At 50.6% G+C, this 19019-nt stretch carries 1 protein-coding gene; it reads left to right on the top strand.

Features of this window, described 5'->3' with window-relative positions:
* Positions 1 to 20: 20 nt before the first annotated feature.
* Entirely contained in the window at positions 21 to 18959 is an 18939-nt protein-coding gene (locus ACT89M_RS24555) for a non-ribosomal peptide synthetase (RefSeq protein WP_308723185.1), read from the top strand.
* Positions 18960 to 19019: the final 60 nt, after the last annotated feature.

Here is a 19019-nt window from a genome sequence, read left to right as displayed (position 1 = left end):
TAAAACGGGAGTGTGTCGATGTGAGAGAAAATACCAACAAGCAATACGGATTAACGCAAGCCCAGCGCCGAATATGGTTTATGGAAATTATGAATCCGGGTACGTCCATCACGATGCTTTCCGCAACTTACCAAATTACGGGTGAGATTGACACACCGCTTCTGGAGCAAGCGACGGGTGAAATCGTCAAAACCTATGATGCTTTCCGCATCCGTCTTAGTGGAGATTTACAACATCCAACACAGTGGTTTGAAGAACTGGAGAATGTGCAAGCCAGGATAAGCCACCTCGAATTAGATACAACTGAACAATTTTATACATGGGTAAACGAAGTAAGCGAAAAACCGGTAAGCGTGTTTGACGAAAACCTTTACCAATTTACAATGATTCATTTTGCGAACGGTCAGGTATGGCTTAATTTGACGATAAATCATATCATTGCTGACGGTTTGTCCGTAAATGCTTTGTTGCATGCCGTGATGGAAAAATATCTGAAACTGCGCAAAGACAAAGGTAAGGTAAAAGGCAAAGTCAAAGAGAATGAGAATGAGAATGGCGGAGATAAAGATATCTCAGGTAATGATCAGGCTCCCTCCTATTTGGATTATATTTCTGCTGAGCAAGAGTATGAGCAATCACAACGTTATCAAAAAGGCAAGGAATATTGGCTGACAAAGTACAGTACGTTGCCTGAAACGACGGGCATTAAATCGGTGCCATCATTCTCCGTTGGCAGTGAGTCCAATAAACTCGCCATCATTTTGGACGGTTCCCGGTATGAACGCATTCTGGCCTTCAGTGAACGATATCAGGTCAGCTTATATACGTTATTTCTGTCCACCATGTACGCCCTGCTGTACAAGCTGACTGACAGCACCGATGTGCCGGTCGGCACGGTTTTCGCCAATCGTACCAGCAAAAAGGAAAAAGAAACCATTGGTATGTTCGTCAGCACTGTGGCCACACGGATTCATCTTGATCCAGACGCTCATCTGATGTCCCTGATCCAGACCGTTTCCAAGGAAAATACGGCGGATCTGCGGTATCAGAAATATCCGTATAACCAATTGATCCAGGATTTGCGTGAGCAACATGGACGGAACGATCTTTCAGAGCTTTTCCGCACATCTCTGGAATATCTGCCTCTGAAAATTGAGGAGTACGAAGAAATCAAAGTACGTCTGGAGGCTCATTTTGCCAGACATGAGATGGACGATTTATTGCTACGCTTCGACCATATGCTGAATGAAGGACATGTCATTCTCCATGCTTCTTACCGTACGGGTCTGTTCGGAAAGGCAGAGATCGATCGGATTATGGAACAGTATGTAACTGTGCTGGATCAGTTTCTTCAGACTCCCGAACTACGGGTACGTGAACTTTCTCTGCTCAGTGATGAGGAGAGACATCGCATTCTGGACGTTTTTAACCCGCCAGTTACAGAGCTTAACGAGGGAAAAGCGTTTCATCGATATATTGAAAAGTTTTCTAGGGAAATACCGGATCATCCTGCAGCCATCTACACGGACAAGCAGCTGACGTATGGCGAATTGAACGAGCGCGCCGAACGTCTGGCTGCTCTCCTTCGTGAACAGGGCGTGGGAAAGGAGAGCATTACTGGGATCTGGGCGGAACGTTCGGTCGAACTGCTGGTAGGGGTACTCGCTGTATGGAAAGCGGGCGGAGCCTATGTGCCGCTAGATCCTGATTATCCGGCAGAGCGAATCGAGTATATGCTAAGCGACAGCGAGGCATCGGTGTTGCTTACGCAACGTCATTTGTTGGAGCGGGCCGGAGGTTGGCTGGCTGATGACAGGCTGAAGCTTCAAGCGATTTATGCCATGGACGATGAGCAGCTTTATACCGGGGACGCGGTTGGCATGGAATTTGACTCTGTCGACAGTGCTCCGCAAGACTTGGCTTATGTAATTTACACCTCGGGTACAACGGGACATCCGAAAGGTGTCATGGTTGAGCATGGTAGTCTCGTAAATACGGCGGATGCATACCGCCTTGAGTACCGTTTGGATCAGTTCCCGGTACGGCTATTGCAACTGGCGAGTTTCTCGTTTGACGTATTCGTCGGAGATATCGCACGCACGCTGTACAACGGGGGTACGATGGTGATTGTGCCGAAGGATGATCGGATTGATCCGAACCGTTTATACGGCTGGATTCGGGATCATAACATTACGGTATTTGAATCGACACCTGCGCTCATTTTGCCGTTCATGCAACATATCTATGAAGAAAAGCTGGACGTTAGCTCCATGCAGTTGCTGATTACCAGCTCGGATGCTTGCAGTGTCAACGACTATCGTTTGTTACAGGAAAGATTCGGCGGACAATTCCGCATTATTAACAGCTACGGTGTTACAGAAGCGGCGATTGACAGCAGCTTTTACGATGAGCCGTTGGACAAACTGCCGACGTCGGGCCATGTGCCAATCGGCAAAGCTTGGCTGAACGCCAGATTTTATATTGTTGATGCTGCATTAAAGCCAGTGCCTATAGGGGTTCCGGGGGAACTTGTTATTGGTGGTGCTGGGGTAGCGCGCGGCTACTGGAACCGTCCCGACTTAACCGCTGAGAAGTTTGTAGAGAGCCCGTTTGTGCCGGGCGAACGTCTGTACCGTACAGGGGACTTGGCTCGTTGGTTGGAAGACGGAAACGTGGACTTCATCGGCCGGATCGACTACCAGGTGAAAATTCGCGGGTTCCGAATCGAACTCGGGGAAATCGAAACGGCTCTGTTACGTTATCCTGGTATTAATCAGGCTGTAGTGATCGACCGCACGGATGAGCAGGGGCAGAAGTATTTGTGTGGTTACGTTGCTAGCGATGTATCTTTGCAGATAAGCGATCTGCTGTCTCAATTGAAGGAAGAGCTACCTGTCCATATGATCCCGGCTCGATTCGTATCACTCGATAAGCTTCCCCTTACGCCGAACGGTAAAATTGATCGTAAAGCATTGCCTGAACCGAGCGGAGAGGTAGAAGCAGGGCATGAGTATGTGGCACCTCGCACAGGGCTCGAAACAAGACTTGCTCTCATATGGCAGCAGGTGCTGGGTATTGTGCGAGTTGGCGTTCAAGATGATTTCTTCGACCTGGGAGGGCATTCCTTGCGGGCCTCCTCACTGGTTTCCAAGATTCGGAAGGAACTGCAAGTCGAGGTTCCGTTGCGGGATGTTTTTCGCTACACCACGATTGAACAGTTGGCCCAGAGAATCGGTGGCTTAAAGCAGCAGGAGACATACGAGATTACAAAGGCAGCCCAGGCAGAGTACTATCCGGTTTCCTCTGAACAAAAGCGTTTGTACATCCTGCGCCAGCTTGATGGAGCCGAGCGTAGCTACAATATGTCAGCGGCGCTTCTACTCGAAGGTGCATTGGATCATACGCGCGTCGAGCAAGCATTCCGGGCACTGATTCAGCGCCATGAGACGCTGCGCACCGGGATCGAGCAGGTTCAGGGCGAGCTTGTGCAGCGCATCTATGATGAGGTGCAGTTTGCCGTGGATTATTTCCAGGCGAGCGAGCAGGAATTCGATCAAATGGTGGAGGCTTATTATCGCCCGTTTGATCTGACCAAGCCGCCACTTCTACGTATCGGCCTGATCCAAGTCGCCGAGAATCGCCACATTCTGTTGTTTGATATGCATCATATCGTCTCCGATGGCATTTCGACTGCGTTGCTTTTCGACGAGTTCAGCCGCTTATATCGGGGTGAGACGCTGGTTCCGCTAAACATTCAATACAAAGACTATGCTGTGTGGCAACATTCCGAAGCCTATGGGCTGATGCTTGAGCCGCAGAAGGAGTATTGGCTGGAACAGTTGTCGGGTGAATTGCCTGTTTTGGAGCTACCGACGGATCACCCGCGCGCTGCGGTGCAGAGCTTTGACGGCCGGACTGTGAAGTTTTATATCGGAAAAGAACGAACGGAGAAGTTGAAAGAACTTGCGGCACGGACGGGAACGACCCTGTATATGGTGCTACTGTCGGCGTACTCCATCCTTATGCATAAATATTCGGGCCAGGAAGATCTGATCGTAGGAACGCCGATTGCCGGAAGAACGCAAGAAGAAGTGCAACCTATCGTGGGAATGTTCATCAACACACTGGCCATTCGTAGCCGTCCAGAGCGTTCCAAGCTTTACCTTTCCTACCTTGATGAAGTTAAGGACATCACACTTGGGGCTTTTGAAAATCAAAATTATTTGTTCGAAGACTTGGTGGAGAGTCTGCACATTGCGCGCGCGACTGGCCGGAATCCGCTCTTTGATACGTTCTTCTCCCTGCAAAATACGGAGAACGAGCGAATTGTCATCGAGGGACTTGAACAATCTTTTTATCCGCTGGAAAACCGAACATCCAAGTTCGATTTGCTACTAGATATTTCGGAGCTGGATGGTCAGCTTGAATGTCGGTTGGAGTACGCTACGGCTCTGTATAAACAGGAAACTGCGGAGCGGTTCGCCAGACATTATGACAAGTTGCTCGAAACCATCGTAGCAGCACCGGACAGGGACATTGCATCACTGGAGATGCTTACGGGTGAGGAAATCCACGAGCTGATGCACGGGTTTAACGATTCGGAGGCGGACTACCCACGTCAGCAAACCATTCACGGACTGTTCGAAGAACAAGCAGAGCTCTACCCGAATAACGTGGCGGCTGTTATGAATGAGAAGCAATTGACTTACCGCGAGTTAAATGAACAATCGAATCGCCTCGCACGAAAACTGAGGGAGACCGGAGTCGAAGCGGATCAGTTGGTGGCCATTTTGGCCGAACGTTCGCTTGATATGGTCGTCGGCATTCTGGCGATTCTCAAAGCGGGCGGAGCTTACGTGCCTGTCGATCCCGACTATCCGGAAGAGCGTATTCGTTTCATGATCGAGGATTCCGGTGCACCATTATTGCTGATTCAAAAGAAATTGCATGAGAAGACGGACTTCGCTGGAACCCGGCTTGAATTGGATGATTTTGTTTGGGGAGATGGCAAAGCGGACTTGGGAAGTGCACTGGATGTCTCAAACTTGGAACCGATCTCTGGCCCGGGCAATCTGGCCTATGTCATCTACACATCGGGAACGACGGGCAAACCGAAAGGAACGTTGATCGAGCATAAAAACGTTGTGCGCCTCCTGTTTAATGACAAAAACCTGTTCGACTTTGGACCGTCTGATACTTGGACGTTGTTCCATTCATTCTGCTTTGACTTCTCTGTCTGGGAAATGTACGGAGCACTACTGTACGGAGGTAAGTTGGTCATTGTACCACCACTCACAGCGAAAAATCCAGCCGATTTCCTGGCACTGTTAGGCCACGAACAAGTCACCATTCTGAACCAGACGCCAACGTACTTTTATCAACTGTTGCGGGAGGTATTGACGGATCATGCATATGATCTGAGGATTCGCAATGTCATTTTTGGGGGAGAAGCGCTTAGTCCATTGCTGCTCAAGGGCTACAAGACGAAATACCCTGATACGAAGCTGATCAACATGTATGGTATTACGGAGACAACGGTTCATGTGACGTATAAGGAAATTACGTGGGTCGAGATAGAGGCAGCCAAAAGTAATATCGGTAAACCGATCCCTACGCTGAGCGTATACGTTCTGGATGAAAACCGCCGTCCTGTGCCGATTGGCGTGTCCGGCGAAATGTATGTGGCTGGGGAAGGGTTAGCTAGAGGATATCTGAACCGTCCGGATCTGACAGCGGAGAAGTTCGTCGATTCTCCTTTTGCGGAGGGGGAGAAACTGTATCGCTCGGGTGATTTGGCGGCCTGGCTACCGGATGGCAACATCGAATATCTAGGCCGGATCGACCATCAGGTGAAAATCCGCGGTTACCGGATTGAGCTGGACGAAATCGAGACTCAGCTTCTAAATGTAGAGGGCGTGGAAGAGGCAGTGGTGCTCGCTCGTGAGGACAGCGGAGGTGAGAAGGCGCTTGTCGCTTACTTTGTGGCGGATTGTACGCTGACAGTCAGTGCCATGAGAACTGCGTTGGCGGAGGAAATGCCGGGATATATGATCCCGTCATACTTCGTGCAGCTGGAGCGTATGCCGCTGACGTCCAACGGTAAAGTCGATCGCAAATCGTTGCCTGAGCCACAAGGTGGCATGGAAACAGGCATTGAATACGTAGCACCGCGTAACCAGTTGGAGGCTCAACTCGTGAAAATTTGGGAGGAAGTGCTGGGCTATTCTGGCATTGGAGTCCTGAACAATTTCTTCGAGCTCGGAGGCCACTCCTTGCGGGCAATAAACCTTGTCAGCAAAATCAGGAAGGAGATGAACGTCGAACTCCCGTTACGTGATGTATTCCGCTATATGACGGTAGGGGCGATGGCCGAGGCTATTGCCAGCTTAGAAGTAACGAAACATACTTCCATTCCCAAAGCGGAGGACAAAGCATACTATCCGGTTTCTTCTGCGCAAAAAAGGCTGTATGTCCTGAACCAACTGGATAGCTTGGAGCTGAATTACAACCTCCCAAGCGCCTTGCGATTAGAAGGTGTTCTGGATGAGGCCAGAGTGGAAAGAGCACTGGATACCTTGATGGCCCGTCATGATATGTTACGCACCGGTTTTGAAATCATAAATGGAGAGCCGGTTCAACGTATCCATCCACATGTCGCTTTCAAGATCGAGAAGCTTCGAGCCAGTGAAGATCAGATTGCGTCCATTCTTGAAGGCTTTATTCAGCCTTTTGACTTGAGCGCGCCGCCTTTGCTACGTGCCCTGCTGATCGAACTGGGAGAAGAGCAGTTCCTGCTCGCACTGGATATTCATCATATTGGTTCCGACGGCCTTTCTATGGACGTACTACTGCGTGAATTCGTGCGGCTTTACAATGGGGAAGAGTTACCGGAGATGCATATTCAATACAAGGATTATTCCGTTTGGCAACAATCCGAGGAGCAGCGACAGCGCGTTGAGCAACAGGAGGAATACTGGCGTGGGGTATTTAGCTCCGAGCTTCCGGTTCTTGAGCTACCATCTGACTTCTCGCGTCCAGCTGTTCAGCAGTTTGACGGTCAAACGCTCACGTTTACACTGGATGAAGCCAAAAGTGAAGCCCTTAAACGTCTTGCAGGTGATACGGGCTCAACGCTGTACATGCTTTTGCTGGCCGCATACTCCGTATTGCTTCATAAATATGCGGGACAGGAGGATATCGTAATCGGCACGCCGATTGCCGCCCGTTCACACGCCGACCTGCAACCGATTATCGGCATGTTTGTCAACACGTTGGCTCTTCGTTTGGGTCCAGCGGCAGAGCGGACGTTCATGGAATACTTGCAGGAAGTGAAGGAAACAACGCTTGGAGCCTATGAGCATCAGGACTATCCGTTTGAGGAACTGGTGGAAGTACTTCAGGTGAACCGGGATTTGAGCCGGAATCCGCTGTTTGATACGATGTTTTCTTTACAAAAGCACGAGAGCTTGGATTTAAAGATGGAAGGTTTGCAATGGTCGCTGTTCGACATCGAGGAAAAGACAGCAAAGTTTGATCTTAGCTTGGATATTGTGGAAGCAGGGAGAGAACTGGTTTGCAAGATTGAGTATGCTACCTCGCTATTCAGACCTGAAACGATCGTACGGCTGGCAGGGCATTACGAGCATCTTCTGGAGTCGATTCTGGCTCAGCCTGGAGCACGGATTGCGGATCTGGATTTCCTGACGGATGACGAAAAGCATGATTTGCTGGTTGGGTTTGACGTGTCGTCTCTGGCTCTCGCGAAACAATCCTCCGGAGAGGAAGAGGGCACAGGTCCGGAAGCACATGAAGCTTGGCGGGAGAGAACATTCCACGAGCGATTTGAGCAACAGGCGGAGCGTACGCCAGAAGCGCTGGCCGTTGTCTACGAAGATAGCAAGCTGACATATGCGGAGCTGAACGCCAAAGCGAACCGTTTGGCATATATACTGCGGACGCACGGAGTGAAGTCTGAGCAGGTGGTTGGCATTTTGGCTGGTCGTTCCACGGAGCTATTGATTGGGGTGCTTGCCGTATGGAAGGCAGGCGGCGCTTATGTACCGCTTGACCCGGATTACCCTGCGGAACGAATTGAGTATATGCTCGCGGACAGTGGTGCATCTGTCCTGCTCACGCAGACTTGCCTGCTGGAGCAAACAGAAGTCTGGCGTACTGATACAAATCTGATGCTGCAAACGGTGCTTGCGCTTGATGACGAGACAACGTACGGACTTGCAGGGGAAAATGGGGCTGTAGGTACACAAGCTTGGGGTGAAACATGCGCTGAAGAGAGAGCTACGTTGCAGGCGGAAGTGGAATTGGCTGCTGCCGAAACCTCTGCCACAGCAGAAGCTGAGAAGCGCACACAAGTAGCAGATCCGGCATCCAATCCTGCAAATGTGAACAAGGCGGGTGATTTGGCTTACGTCATTTACACCTCAGGTACAACAGGCCGACCGAAGGGCGTGGCAGTGGAACACCGTAGCTTGGTGAACACGGCATCTGGCTACCGGAGGGAATACCGTCTAGATCAGTTTCCGATTCGGTTATTACAGCTCGCGAGCTTTTCGTTCGACGTGTTCGTCGGCGATATTGCGCGCACGCTGTATAATGGCGGCACCATGGTCATCGTACCGAAGGATGACCGAATTGATCCAAGCCGGCTGTACGGCTGGATTCGTGACTATGCCATAACGGTGTTTGAATCGACTCCGGCGTTAATCATACCGTTTATGGAACATGTGTATGCCGAAGGTCTCGATATCAGTTCGATGCAGTTACTGATCACAAGTTCCGATGCGTGTAGCGTAGCAGATTACCGTACTTTGCAGGAGCGCTTCGGATCCCAGTTCCGTATTATTAACAGCTACGGCGTAACGGAAGCCGCGATTGACTCCAGTTTCTATGATGAGCCGATGGAGAAACTGCCGAAGACGGGGAGTGTGCCGATCGGGATGGCGTGGCTGAATGCCAAGTTCTATATCGTGGATGCGAACCTGAAGCCGGTGCCAATCGGCGTACCCGGTGAGCTTGTTATTGGCGGTGTGGGTGTAGCCCGCGGTTATTTGAACCGTCCGGATTTGACGGCGGAAAAATTCGTAGATAGCCCGTTCTCTGCTGGGGAGCGGTTGTACCGGACGGGTGACCTGGCCCGCTGGATGCCTGATGGCAACGTAGATTTCATCGGTCGGATCGACAACCAGGTGAAAATTCGCGGTTACCGGATCGAGCTTGGTGAGATTGAAGCAGCCATGAATAATGTGGCTGGTGTACGTCAAGCGCTTGTCATGGATCGGATGGATGAGCGGGGGCAGAAATATTTGTGCGCGTATGTCGTAGCCGAATCAAGTTTCGATCTGGAAAGACTGGTGGCTCATCTGGACACAGCCCTGCCTTCCCATATGGTGCCTGCGCGCATGATGCGTCTGGATCAGATGCCGCTTACGCCGAACGGAAAGGTAGACCGAAAAGCGTTACCTGTGCCGGAAGGGAGTATTCGCGCCGAGGTTGCATACACGGCACCACGTACTAATGCTGAGCAAGCACTTGCGTTAGTATGGCAGTCTGTACTTGGTGTGGATCAGGTCGGCACAAAGGACAATTTCTTTGCGCTCGGCGGTGATTCGATCAAGGCCTTGCAGGTATCGTCCCGTCTTTTGCAAACGGGCTACAAGTTGGTCATGAAAGATTTGTTCCATTACCCGACAATTTCTGCCCTTAGCTTAAGACTGCAAACGGTGGAAAAAACGGCTAGCCAAGCCGAAGTAACGGGTGAGGTGATCTTAACTCCGATTCAGCACTGGTTCTTTGGACAAAATCCGGCTGACGTGCATCATAGCAACCAGGCGTTCATGCAATTTTCCAAGCAAGGTTTTGACGAAGAAGCATTACGCCATGCGATGCATCAGCTAGTTGTGCATCACGACGCTCTCCGCACGGTTTACCGTCAAAGCGAGAACGGTTATACAGCTTGGAACCGAAGCGCCCTGGAGAATGAAGCGCTGTTCGATCTGGAAGTTATCGATCTCAAGGGAGTCCGCGACGTTAAAGAAATGGTAGAGGCTAAGGCGAATGACATTCAAGCGAGCATCGATCTGGAAAACGGCCCCTTGGTGAAGCTCGGTTTGTTCCACTGTGACGACGGCGATCATCTGCTGATTGCGATTCATCATCTGGTTGTAGACGGTGTATCCTGGCGGATTCTGCTTGAGGATTTGGCTACTGGCTATGAGCAGGCTTTGCAAGGACAGCCAATTCGTCTACCGCTCAAAACGGATTCATTCCAAACGTGGGCAAAACAGCTCGCTGATTATGCCAACAGCTCGGCAATAGATAGCGAAAGAGCGTACTGGCAACAAGTCGAGCAATTGACCTATGAATCGCTTCCGAAAGATTTTGAACAAGGCAGATCCAGGCTGATGGACAGTGGGCTTGTGACTGTTCGCTGGTCGGCAGAGGAAACGGAACAGCTGATGAAGCAGGCACACCGTGCATACCATACGGAAATGAACGATCTGTTGCTGACCGCGCTTGGTCTTGCGGTACAAGCTTGGAGCGGTCAGGAACGTGTGCTGGTGAATCTCGAAGGCCACGGCCGGGAAGAACTTTTGCCAGATGTGGACATTACACGTACAGTAGGCTGGTTTACAAGTCAATTCCCTGTTGTACTGGAGCTGAGTCATGTTCAGGCTCTTGGTCATCAGGTAAAACAGGTGAAAGAAAGCTTGCGCCGTATTCCGAACAAAGGAATCGGTTATGGCATCCTGCGTTATTTGTCGGCACCGCGTGACGGTGAGGCCTTTACTTTGGAACCAGAGATCAGCTTTAACTACTTGGGTCAGTTCGACCAGGATGTTGAAAGCAACGGGGTGCAGCCGTCTCCATTTAGTGCGGGCGCGGATTCAAGCCCGAATGCAGTGATGGATTTTGTCCTCGATATCAATGGTATGGTGTCAGAAGGCATGCTGGAATTCACGATCCGTTACGGGGAGACCCAGTATAAAAGGGAAACGATAGAGAAATTAGGAACCTTGCTTCAATCGAGTTTACGCGAAGTCATCCTTCATTGTGTTTCGAAAGAGCGACCAGAGCTTACACCTAGCGATGTACTGCTTCGAGATGTGACAGTGGAGGAATTAAATCAGTTAGCTGAACAGACAGCGGCGATTGGCGAACTGGAGAATGTGTATATCCTGACTCCACTGCAAAAAGGGATGTTGTTCCACAGCCTGCTGGATGCTGATTCGGAAGCGTACTTCGAACAGGTGACCTTCGATCTGTACGGAAGCTTGAATGTCGAAGCCTTTGCTAAAGGATTGGATACGTTGGTGCAACGGAATGAGGCATTGCGGACCAACTTTATTACGGGCTGGAGAGACGAGCCGATTCAAGTGGTATTCCGTGAGCGAAAGTGTGAAGTGTACTTTGAAGATATTCGCTCGGTAAGCGGTGAAGACCTGGAGAAGACCATAGCCGATTTCGTTAGCGCCGATAAAGCGAACAAGTTCGATTTGGCTCAAGGCTCTTTGATGCGAGTGACCGTATTGCGTACAGGCGACGAGTCCTACCATGTGATCTGGAGTCACCACCATATTTTGATGGACGGCTGGTGCATGTCTTTTATGATCAAGGAAGTGTTCGACACCTACTTCGCGTTGCAAGAGAATCGGAAGCTGGAGCTTCCACCGGTTACTTCATACTCCAAGTATATCGAATGGCTGGAAACGCAAGATGTTGCGAAAGCTTCACACTACTGGTCCGAGTATTTGAAGGGTTACGACGAGCAGACCAAACTGCCTCAGGAAAAAATGAAGCTGAATCCGCATGCTTTTGAGATGGCTGAAATGGATGTGGAACTCAGCAAGGAATTGACCGGGAAAATCGAACGGGTGGCACGCCAGCAGCAGGTGACGCTTAATACGTTCATGCAAACCGTATGGGGACTGGTTCTGCAAATATACAACAACAGTGAGGATGTCGTATTCGGTTCGGTCGTATCCGGGCGTCCGGCTGAAATTCCAGGCATCGAAAGTATGATTGGCTTATTTATTAATACCATTCCGGTTCGTATTCAAAGCAAACCATCGGAAACGGTAGCTAATATTTTGAGAAATACTCAGGATCAGGCACTGACATCGGGAGCTTATGAGACATATCCGTTGTTCGAAATTCAGTCGCTGAGTAAGCAAAAGCGCGACTTGATTAACCATATCATGGTCTTTGAAAATTATCCGATGGAGGAACAGATTGAGCAGGTTGTTGGCGGGGACAAAGAAGCGCTTAAAATCGCTAATATCCAGTCACCGGAGCAAACGAATTACGACCTGGACATTACTGTCATTCCGGAAGAGCATATTTGGCTGCGGTTTACGTACAATGCGCTGACCTTCAGAGAAGAAGATATCAGGTCGATCCACGGTCATTTTGCCCGGGCACTGGAGCAGGTCGCGGCTAATCCGAACATCTGTGTGAATCAGTTGGAACTGCTGACAGCGGCAGAAAAGGAACAAATTCTCGGTGGCTTTAATCCAGTGCAACTGGAAGCAGAAACGGCTCCTGCGCTTGCGTTCCACCGTCTGTTTGAGGAACAGGCGCAGCGCGTGCCTGAATCGGAGGCCGCCGTGTACGAGAACGACCGTCTGACGTATGCGGAGCTGAACGAGCGGGCAAACCGTTTGGCGACTACGCTACGTGCAAGTGGCATCGGTCGTGAATCCATCGTCGGTATTCTTGCCGAACGTTCGGTGGATTTGCTGGTAGCTGTGCTGGCTGTCTGGAAAGCAGGCGGCGCGTATGTACCGCTCGATCCGGATTACCCGGCAGACCGTGTGCGGTTCATGCTCGAAGACAGTGGAGCAAAGGTACTATTAACGCAAACGCCACTGCGAGAGCGTGCTGAAACATGGCTGGGTGAAGAGGAACTAGCGTTGGCGAAGGTAATGTATCTGGACGACGAGGAATCGTATAGCGATGAGCAGGAGGATTTCACGGTGAAATCTGGTATAGCTTCGGACTCCGTCTCCGGTAAAATCTCCGGTATGGACAGCTTCCACGAAGCCCGACCAGAGGATCTGGCCTACGTAATCTATACGTCGGGAACGACAGGACAGCCTAAAGGCGTCATGATCGAGCACCGCAGTTTGGTGAATACGGCGGCAGGATACCGGAGGGAATATCGATTAGATCAGTTCCCGGTGCGGCTATTGCAGCTTGCCAGCTTCTCGTTTGACGTGTTCGTGGGCGATATTGCGCGCACGCTGTATAACGGAGGCACGATGGTCATTGTGCCGAAGGATGACCGGATCGATCCGTCTCGTTTGCACCACTGGATTGAGCAAGAGCAGGTCACTATTTTTGAATCGACGCCAGCGCTGATTGTGCCATTTATGGAATATGTGCATGAGCTGGGGCTGAATATGAGCGGGATGGAGCTGCTTATCACAAGTTCGGACAGCTGCAGCGTAGCAGATTATCGAACCTTGCAGGAACGCTTTGGCTCGCAATTCAGAATTATCAATGCTTATGGTGTAACGGAAGCGGCGATTGACTCCAGTTTCTACGACGAGTCACTGGAAATGCTTCCCGAGACGGGGCATGTGCCTATCGGAAAAGCATGGCTAAATGCGAAGTTTTACATTGTGGATGCACACCTGAATCCGGTGCCTGTCGGGGTGCTGGGCGAACTGGTTATTGGCGGGATTGGGGTCGCGCGCGGATACTTGAACCGTCCAGAGCTGACGGAAGAGAAGTTCGTAGACAGCCCGTTCTCAGCAGGTGAGCGTTTGTATCGCACGGGAGACTTGGCAAGATGGACGAAAGACGGCAACGTGGATTTCATTGGTCGGATGGACAACCAGGCAAAAATCCGGGGTTACCGGATTGAAACAGGCGAAGTCGAAGCAAAGTTGCTGCGTGCAACGGGTGTGAAGGAAACCGTCGTTGTAGTAAGGGAAGATCAAGAAGGTCAGAAAGCATTGTGCGCCTATTATACTGCGGAAGAAGGCTTAACCGTAGCAGACCTGAAACGAGCCATCTCAAGCGAGTTGCCGGGGTACATGATCCCGTCATACTTCGTAGAAATGGAGCATCTGCCTCTGACGCCGAATGGAAAAATCGACCGGAAGGCACTGCCGGCACCAGAGACGGGAGCAGATGGAGGTCGTGAATATGTGGCTCCGCGCACCGAACTGGAGGCCAAGCTGGCTGTTATCTGGCAAGATGTGCTTGTGCGGGAGAAAACAGTGGGCGTAACCGACAATTTCTTCGATCTGGGCGGACACTCTCTGCGGGCGACAACGCTGGTCAGCAAAATGCATAAAGAGCTAGGCGTACAATTCCCGCTTCGCGACGTATTCCGCTACTCCACGGTTGAGGAAATGGCCACGGCTATGGAGAAGCTGGAGAACGGCTCGTTCACAGCTATTCCGGTTGCGGAACCGAGCGCGTATTATCCGCTCTCTTCCGCTCAGAAACGTCTTTATATTTTGAACCAGCTGGAAGGAGCCGAGCTGAGCTACAACATACCGGGAGCTATGTTGCTCGAAGGTGAGCTTGACCGACAGCGGATTGCGGAAACATTCCGAGAACTCGTAGCTCGTCATGAAACGCTGCGTACTGGCTTTGAGATGATAAAAGGCGAAGCGATTCAGCGGATTTATGATGAAGTCGTCTTCGATGTGGAATATGTGCATATCAGCGGAGATCAAGCGGAAGAGACGGTGCGCCAATTCGTTCGTCCATTTGATCTTGCGAAGCCGCCACTGCTGCGTGTAGGTCTTGCCGAACTGGCGCCGGACCGGCATATTCTGATGTTTGATACGCATCATATCGTATCTGACGGTGTCTCGATGGACGTACTAATCGAAGAATTCGTACATTTGTACAGCGGTAAGTCGCTTGATCCGCTCCGCATTCAGTACAAAGATTACGCGGTATGGCAACAATCAAACGAGCAGAAGGCGCAGCTTGCCAAGCAAGAAGCCTACTGGCTGGACATGTTCCGCGGAGAACTGCCAGTTTTGGAATTGCCGACTGACTATCCGCGCCCGGCAATGCAGCGTTACGAGGGACGTACACTTCAATTGTTTATGAATAGCGAGCAAAGCGAGGGTCTGAAACGACTTGCATCCGAGAACGGTGCAACACTTTACATGGTTCTACTTGCTGGATATACGATATTGTTGCAGAAATACACAGGACAAGAAGACGTGGTCGTCGGTACACCGATTGCGGGAAGAAATCATAGTGACGTTCAGCCATTGATCGGCATGTTCGTTAATACTTTGGCTATTCGCAGTTATCCGGCTGCCGATAAGACGTTCCTAGACTATTTGAAGGAAATCAAGGAGACCACCCTGGGTGCTTTTGAACATCAGAATTATCCGTTTGAAGAACTGGTAGATAAGGTGAGTGTGGCTCGGGATCTAAGCCGTAATCCGTTGTTTGATACGATGTTTGCTTTGCAGAATACAGAGAATTTGGAAATTCAGCTTCCTGGACTCCGCTTATCGACGTACGCCAGCGAAGAGATTGTTTCTAAATTCGATCTAAGTTTAGACGTCACGGAGATTGAGGAAGGGTTGGAATATCTGTTTGAATATGCCACAGCTCTTTATAAAACCGAAACGGTGGAGAAAATGGCATCTCATTACTTGCAACTGCTCGAGTCCATTCTCCGTAACCCGTCAGGGACCATTGCTGAATTGGATATCTTAACCACTGTGGAAAAAGAACAAATTCTCTGCGTGTTTAACCCGGCGCTTTCAGAAGTGGAAGCTGCTCCTGCAGCTACGTTTCACCGTCTGTTCGAGGAACAGGCGCAGCAAGCGCCTGAATCGGAGGCCGTTGTGTACGAGAACGACCGTCTAACGTATGCGGAGCTGAATGAGCGGGCGAACCGTTTGGCGACTACGCTACGTGCAAGTGGCATTGGTCGTGAATCCATCGTCGGCATTCTTGCCGAACGTTCGGTGGATTTGCTGGTAGCTGTGCTGGCTGTCTGGAAAGCAGGCGGCGCGTATGTACCGCTCGATCCGGATTACCCGGCAGACCGTGTGCGGTTCATGCTCGAAGACAGTGGAGCGAAGGTACTATTAACGCAAACGCCACTGCGAGAGCGTGCTGAAACATGGCTGGGTGAAGAGGAACTGGCGTTGTCTGCAGTGTTGTATCTCGATGACGAAGCATCGTACAGCGAGGAGCGGGCAAATGCGCCGATAAGTTCTGGTATGGACAGCTTCCACGAAGCCCGTCCAGAGGATCTGGCCTATGTAATCTACACGTCGGGAACGACAGGACAGCCTAAAGGCGTCATGATCGAGCACCGCAGCCTGGTGAATACGGCGGCAGGATACCGACGGGAATACCGATTAGATCAGTTCCCGGTACGGTTGCTACAGCTGGCCAGCTTCTCGTTTGATGTGTTCGTGGGTGATATCGCACGCACGCTGTACAACGGAGGCACGATGGTCATTGTGCCGAAGGACGATCGGATTGACCCGTCGCGTCTGCATCACTGGATCGAGCAGGAGCGGGTGACCCTTTTTGAATCGACGCCAGCGTTAATTGTGCCGTTTATGGAATATGTGCATGAAAATCAGTTGGATATGAGTCAGATGGAACTGCTCATTACAAGTTCAGACAGCTGCAGCGTAGCCGATTATCGAACCTTGCAGGAACGATTTGGCTCGCAATTCCGAATCATCAACGCTTATGGCGTAACGGAAGCGGCAATTGATTCCAGTTTCTACGATGAGCCACTGAAAATGCTTCCCGAGACGGGGCATGTGCCTATCGGAAAAGCGTGGTTAAATGCGAAGTTTTACATTGTGGATGCGCACCTGAATCCGGTGCCTATCGGGGTGCTGGGCGAACTGGTTATTGGCGGAGTTGGGGTCGCGCGCGGATACTTGAATCGTCCAGAGCTGACGGAAGAAAAGTTCGTAGACAGCCCGTTCACAGCAGGTGAGCGTTTGTATCGCACGGGAGACTTGGCGAGATGGACGAAAGACGGCAACGTGGACTTTATCGGTCGGATGGATAACCAGGCCAAAATCCGGGGTTACCGGATCGAAACGGGCGAGATCGAGTCACAACTCTTGCGGGTGGAAAATGTACGCGAAACCGTGGTGCTGGTTCGAAATGACGCAAACGGGCAGAAAGTGCTATGTGCATATTACACAACGGATACAGTAACGGATCTGGCAGTAAATGATCTGCGCGGCGCGCTGGCCCAAGAGTTGCCAGGCTACATGATCCCATCGTACTTTGTAGAATTGGAAAACTTGCCACTAACGCCGAATGGAAAAATTGACCGGAAGGCGTTGCCAGCGCCAGAAGAAGGAGCTGGAGGAGGACGCGAAACCGTGGCGCCGCGCACCAAGCTAGAAGCGAAACTGGTCGCCATCTGGCAGGACGTGCTCGGACCAATAACAATAGGTGTAACGGATAACTTCTTTGATCTTGGTGGGCACTCCTTACGGGCAACAATGCTGGTTAGCAAGGTGCACAAGGAGTTGAGTGTAGACTTGCCGCTGCGCGATGTGTTCCGACACTCGACGATTGAAGCGATGGCTGAAATAATCAGTCAATTGGAGTGGCAGGAACACCGATCCATTCCGGTGCTGGATCAGAAGGATTACTATCCGCTTTCCTCCGTGCAAAAACGGTTGTATATCCAGCAACAGATGGAGGGTGCGGAGCTTAGTTACAACATGTCAGGCATGACGGTTCTCGTCGGGCGTTTGGAACGGAATCAATTCGAGTCCGCGCTCAAAGGATTAATCGCTCGTCATGAAGTTTTGCGAACTGGCTTCGAAATGGTGGACGGTGAACCCGTACAACGAATTTATCCGAACTTGGAGTTTGCCGTCGAGTATACCAAAGCGACAGAAAGTGAAACGAGAAATATCGCAGACGGATTTGTGCGAGTCTTTGATTTGGAGCGGCCGCCGCTGCTACGTGTGGGCTTAGTTGAATGGGAAGCGGAACGGCACTTGCTTATGCTGGACATCCATCATATCATCACGGATGGCATGTCGATGGGCATATTCGTCGAAGAACTCTTACGTCTGTATAACGGCGAGACTCTTGAACCGCTTCGAATTCAATACAAGGAATATGCCGCTTGGCAACAGTCTGAGCCTGTAAAAGAACAGCTGAAACGTCAGGAATCCTATTGGCTGGACGTGCTGGAAGGAGAACTGCCGACGCTTGAACTGCCTACGGATTTTGTCAGACCTGTCACTCGCAGCTTTGAGGGAGATGTGCTACCTTTCAATATCGACCAGCAGATGACGGAAAGCTTGGAACGCATCGCCAGTCAGAACGGTGCTACTCTTTATATGGTATTATCGGCGGCCTATTCCATCCTGCTCAGCAAGTACTCGGGGCAAGAAGACTTCATTGTAGGCACGCCGGTTTCGGGTCGCACACATACCGACTTGGAGCCACTTATCGGAATGTTTGTCAATACGTTGGCCATTCGCCATTATCCTTCGGGGGAGAAGACATTCCTTGCTTACTTGAACGAAGTCAAAGAAACGATGCTGGGGGCTTACGATCACCAGGATTATCCGTTTGAGGAGCTTGTGAAGAAACTTCAGGTACCGCGAGATCTAAGCCGCAATCCTGTATTCGATGTCATGTTTGCTCTGGAAACGAAGGAAGATAACGTTCAAAGCTTCGGAGAGATCCAGATCGAATCTTATCCGGAAAAGCATACTGTTGCTCAATTCGATCTGACTTTGGTCATTTCGATGCTAGATGAGGGGATGACCGGGCAGTTTGAATATGCGACCAAGTTGTTTACACGCAATCTGATCGATAATTTCGCTCAGGATCTGCTCTTAATCATCAGCCAGATTGGTGAACAGCCTTCGATGTTGCTGAAGGATATTTCCCTGAACGGTCAATTCGAACAGGAACAAGACGAGATAGAGGCCATTGATATTATGTTCTAATCTTATACCCGGCTTGGGTGTATGCCGTATTTTTTCTCGGTATGCACTCTACCGGGTATT

The sequence above is a fragment of the Paenibacillus sp. NN59 genome (assembly GCF_057597225.1).
This window is presented reverse-complemented; position numbering and strand designations above follow the sequence as displayed.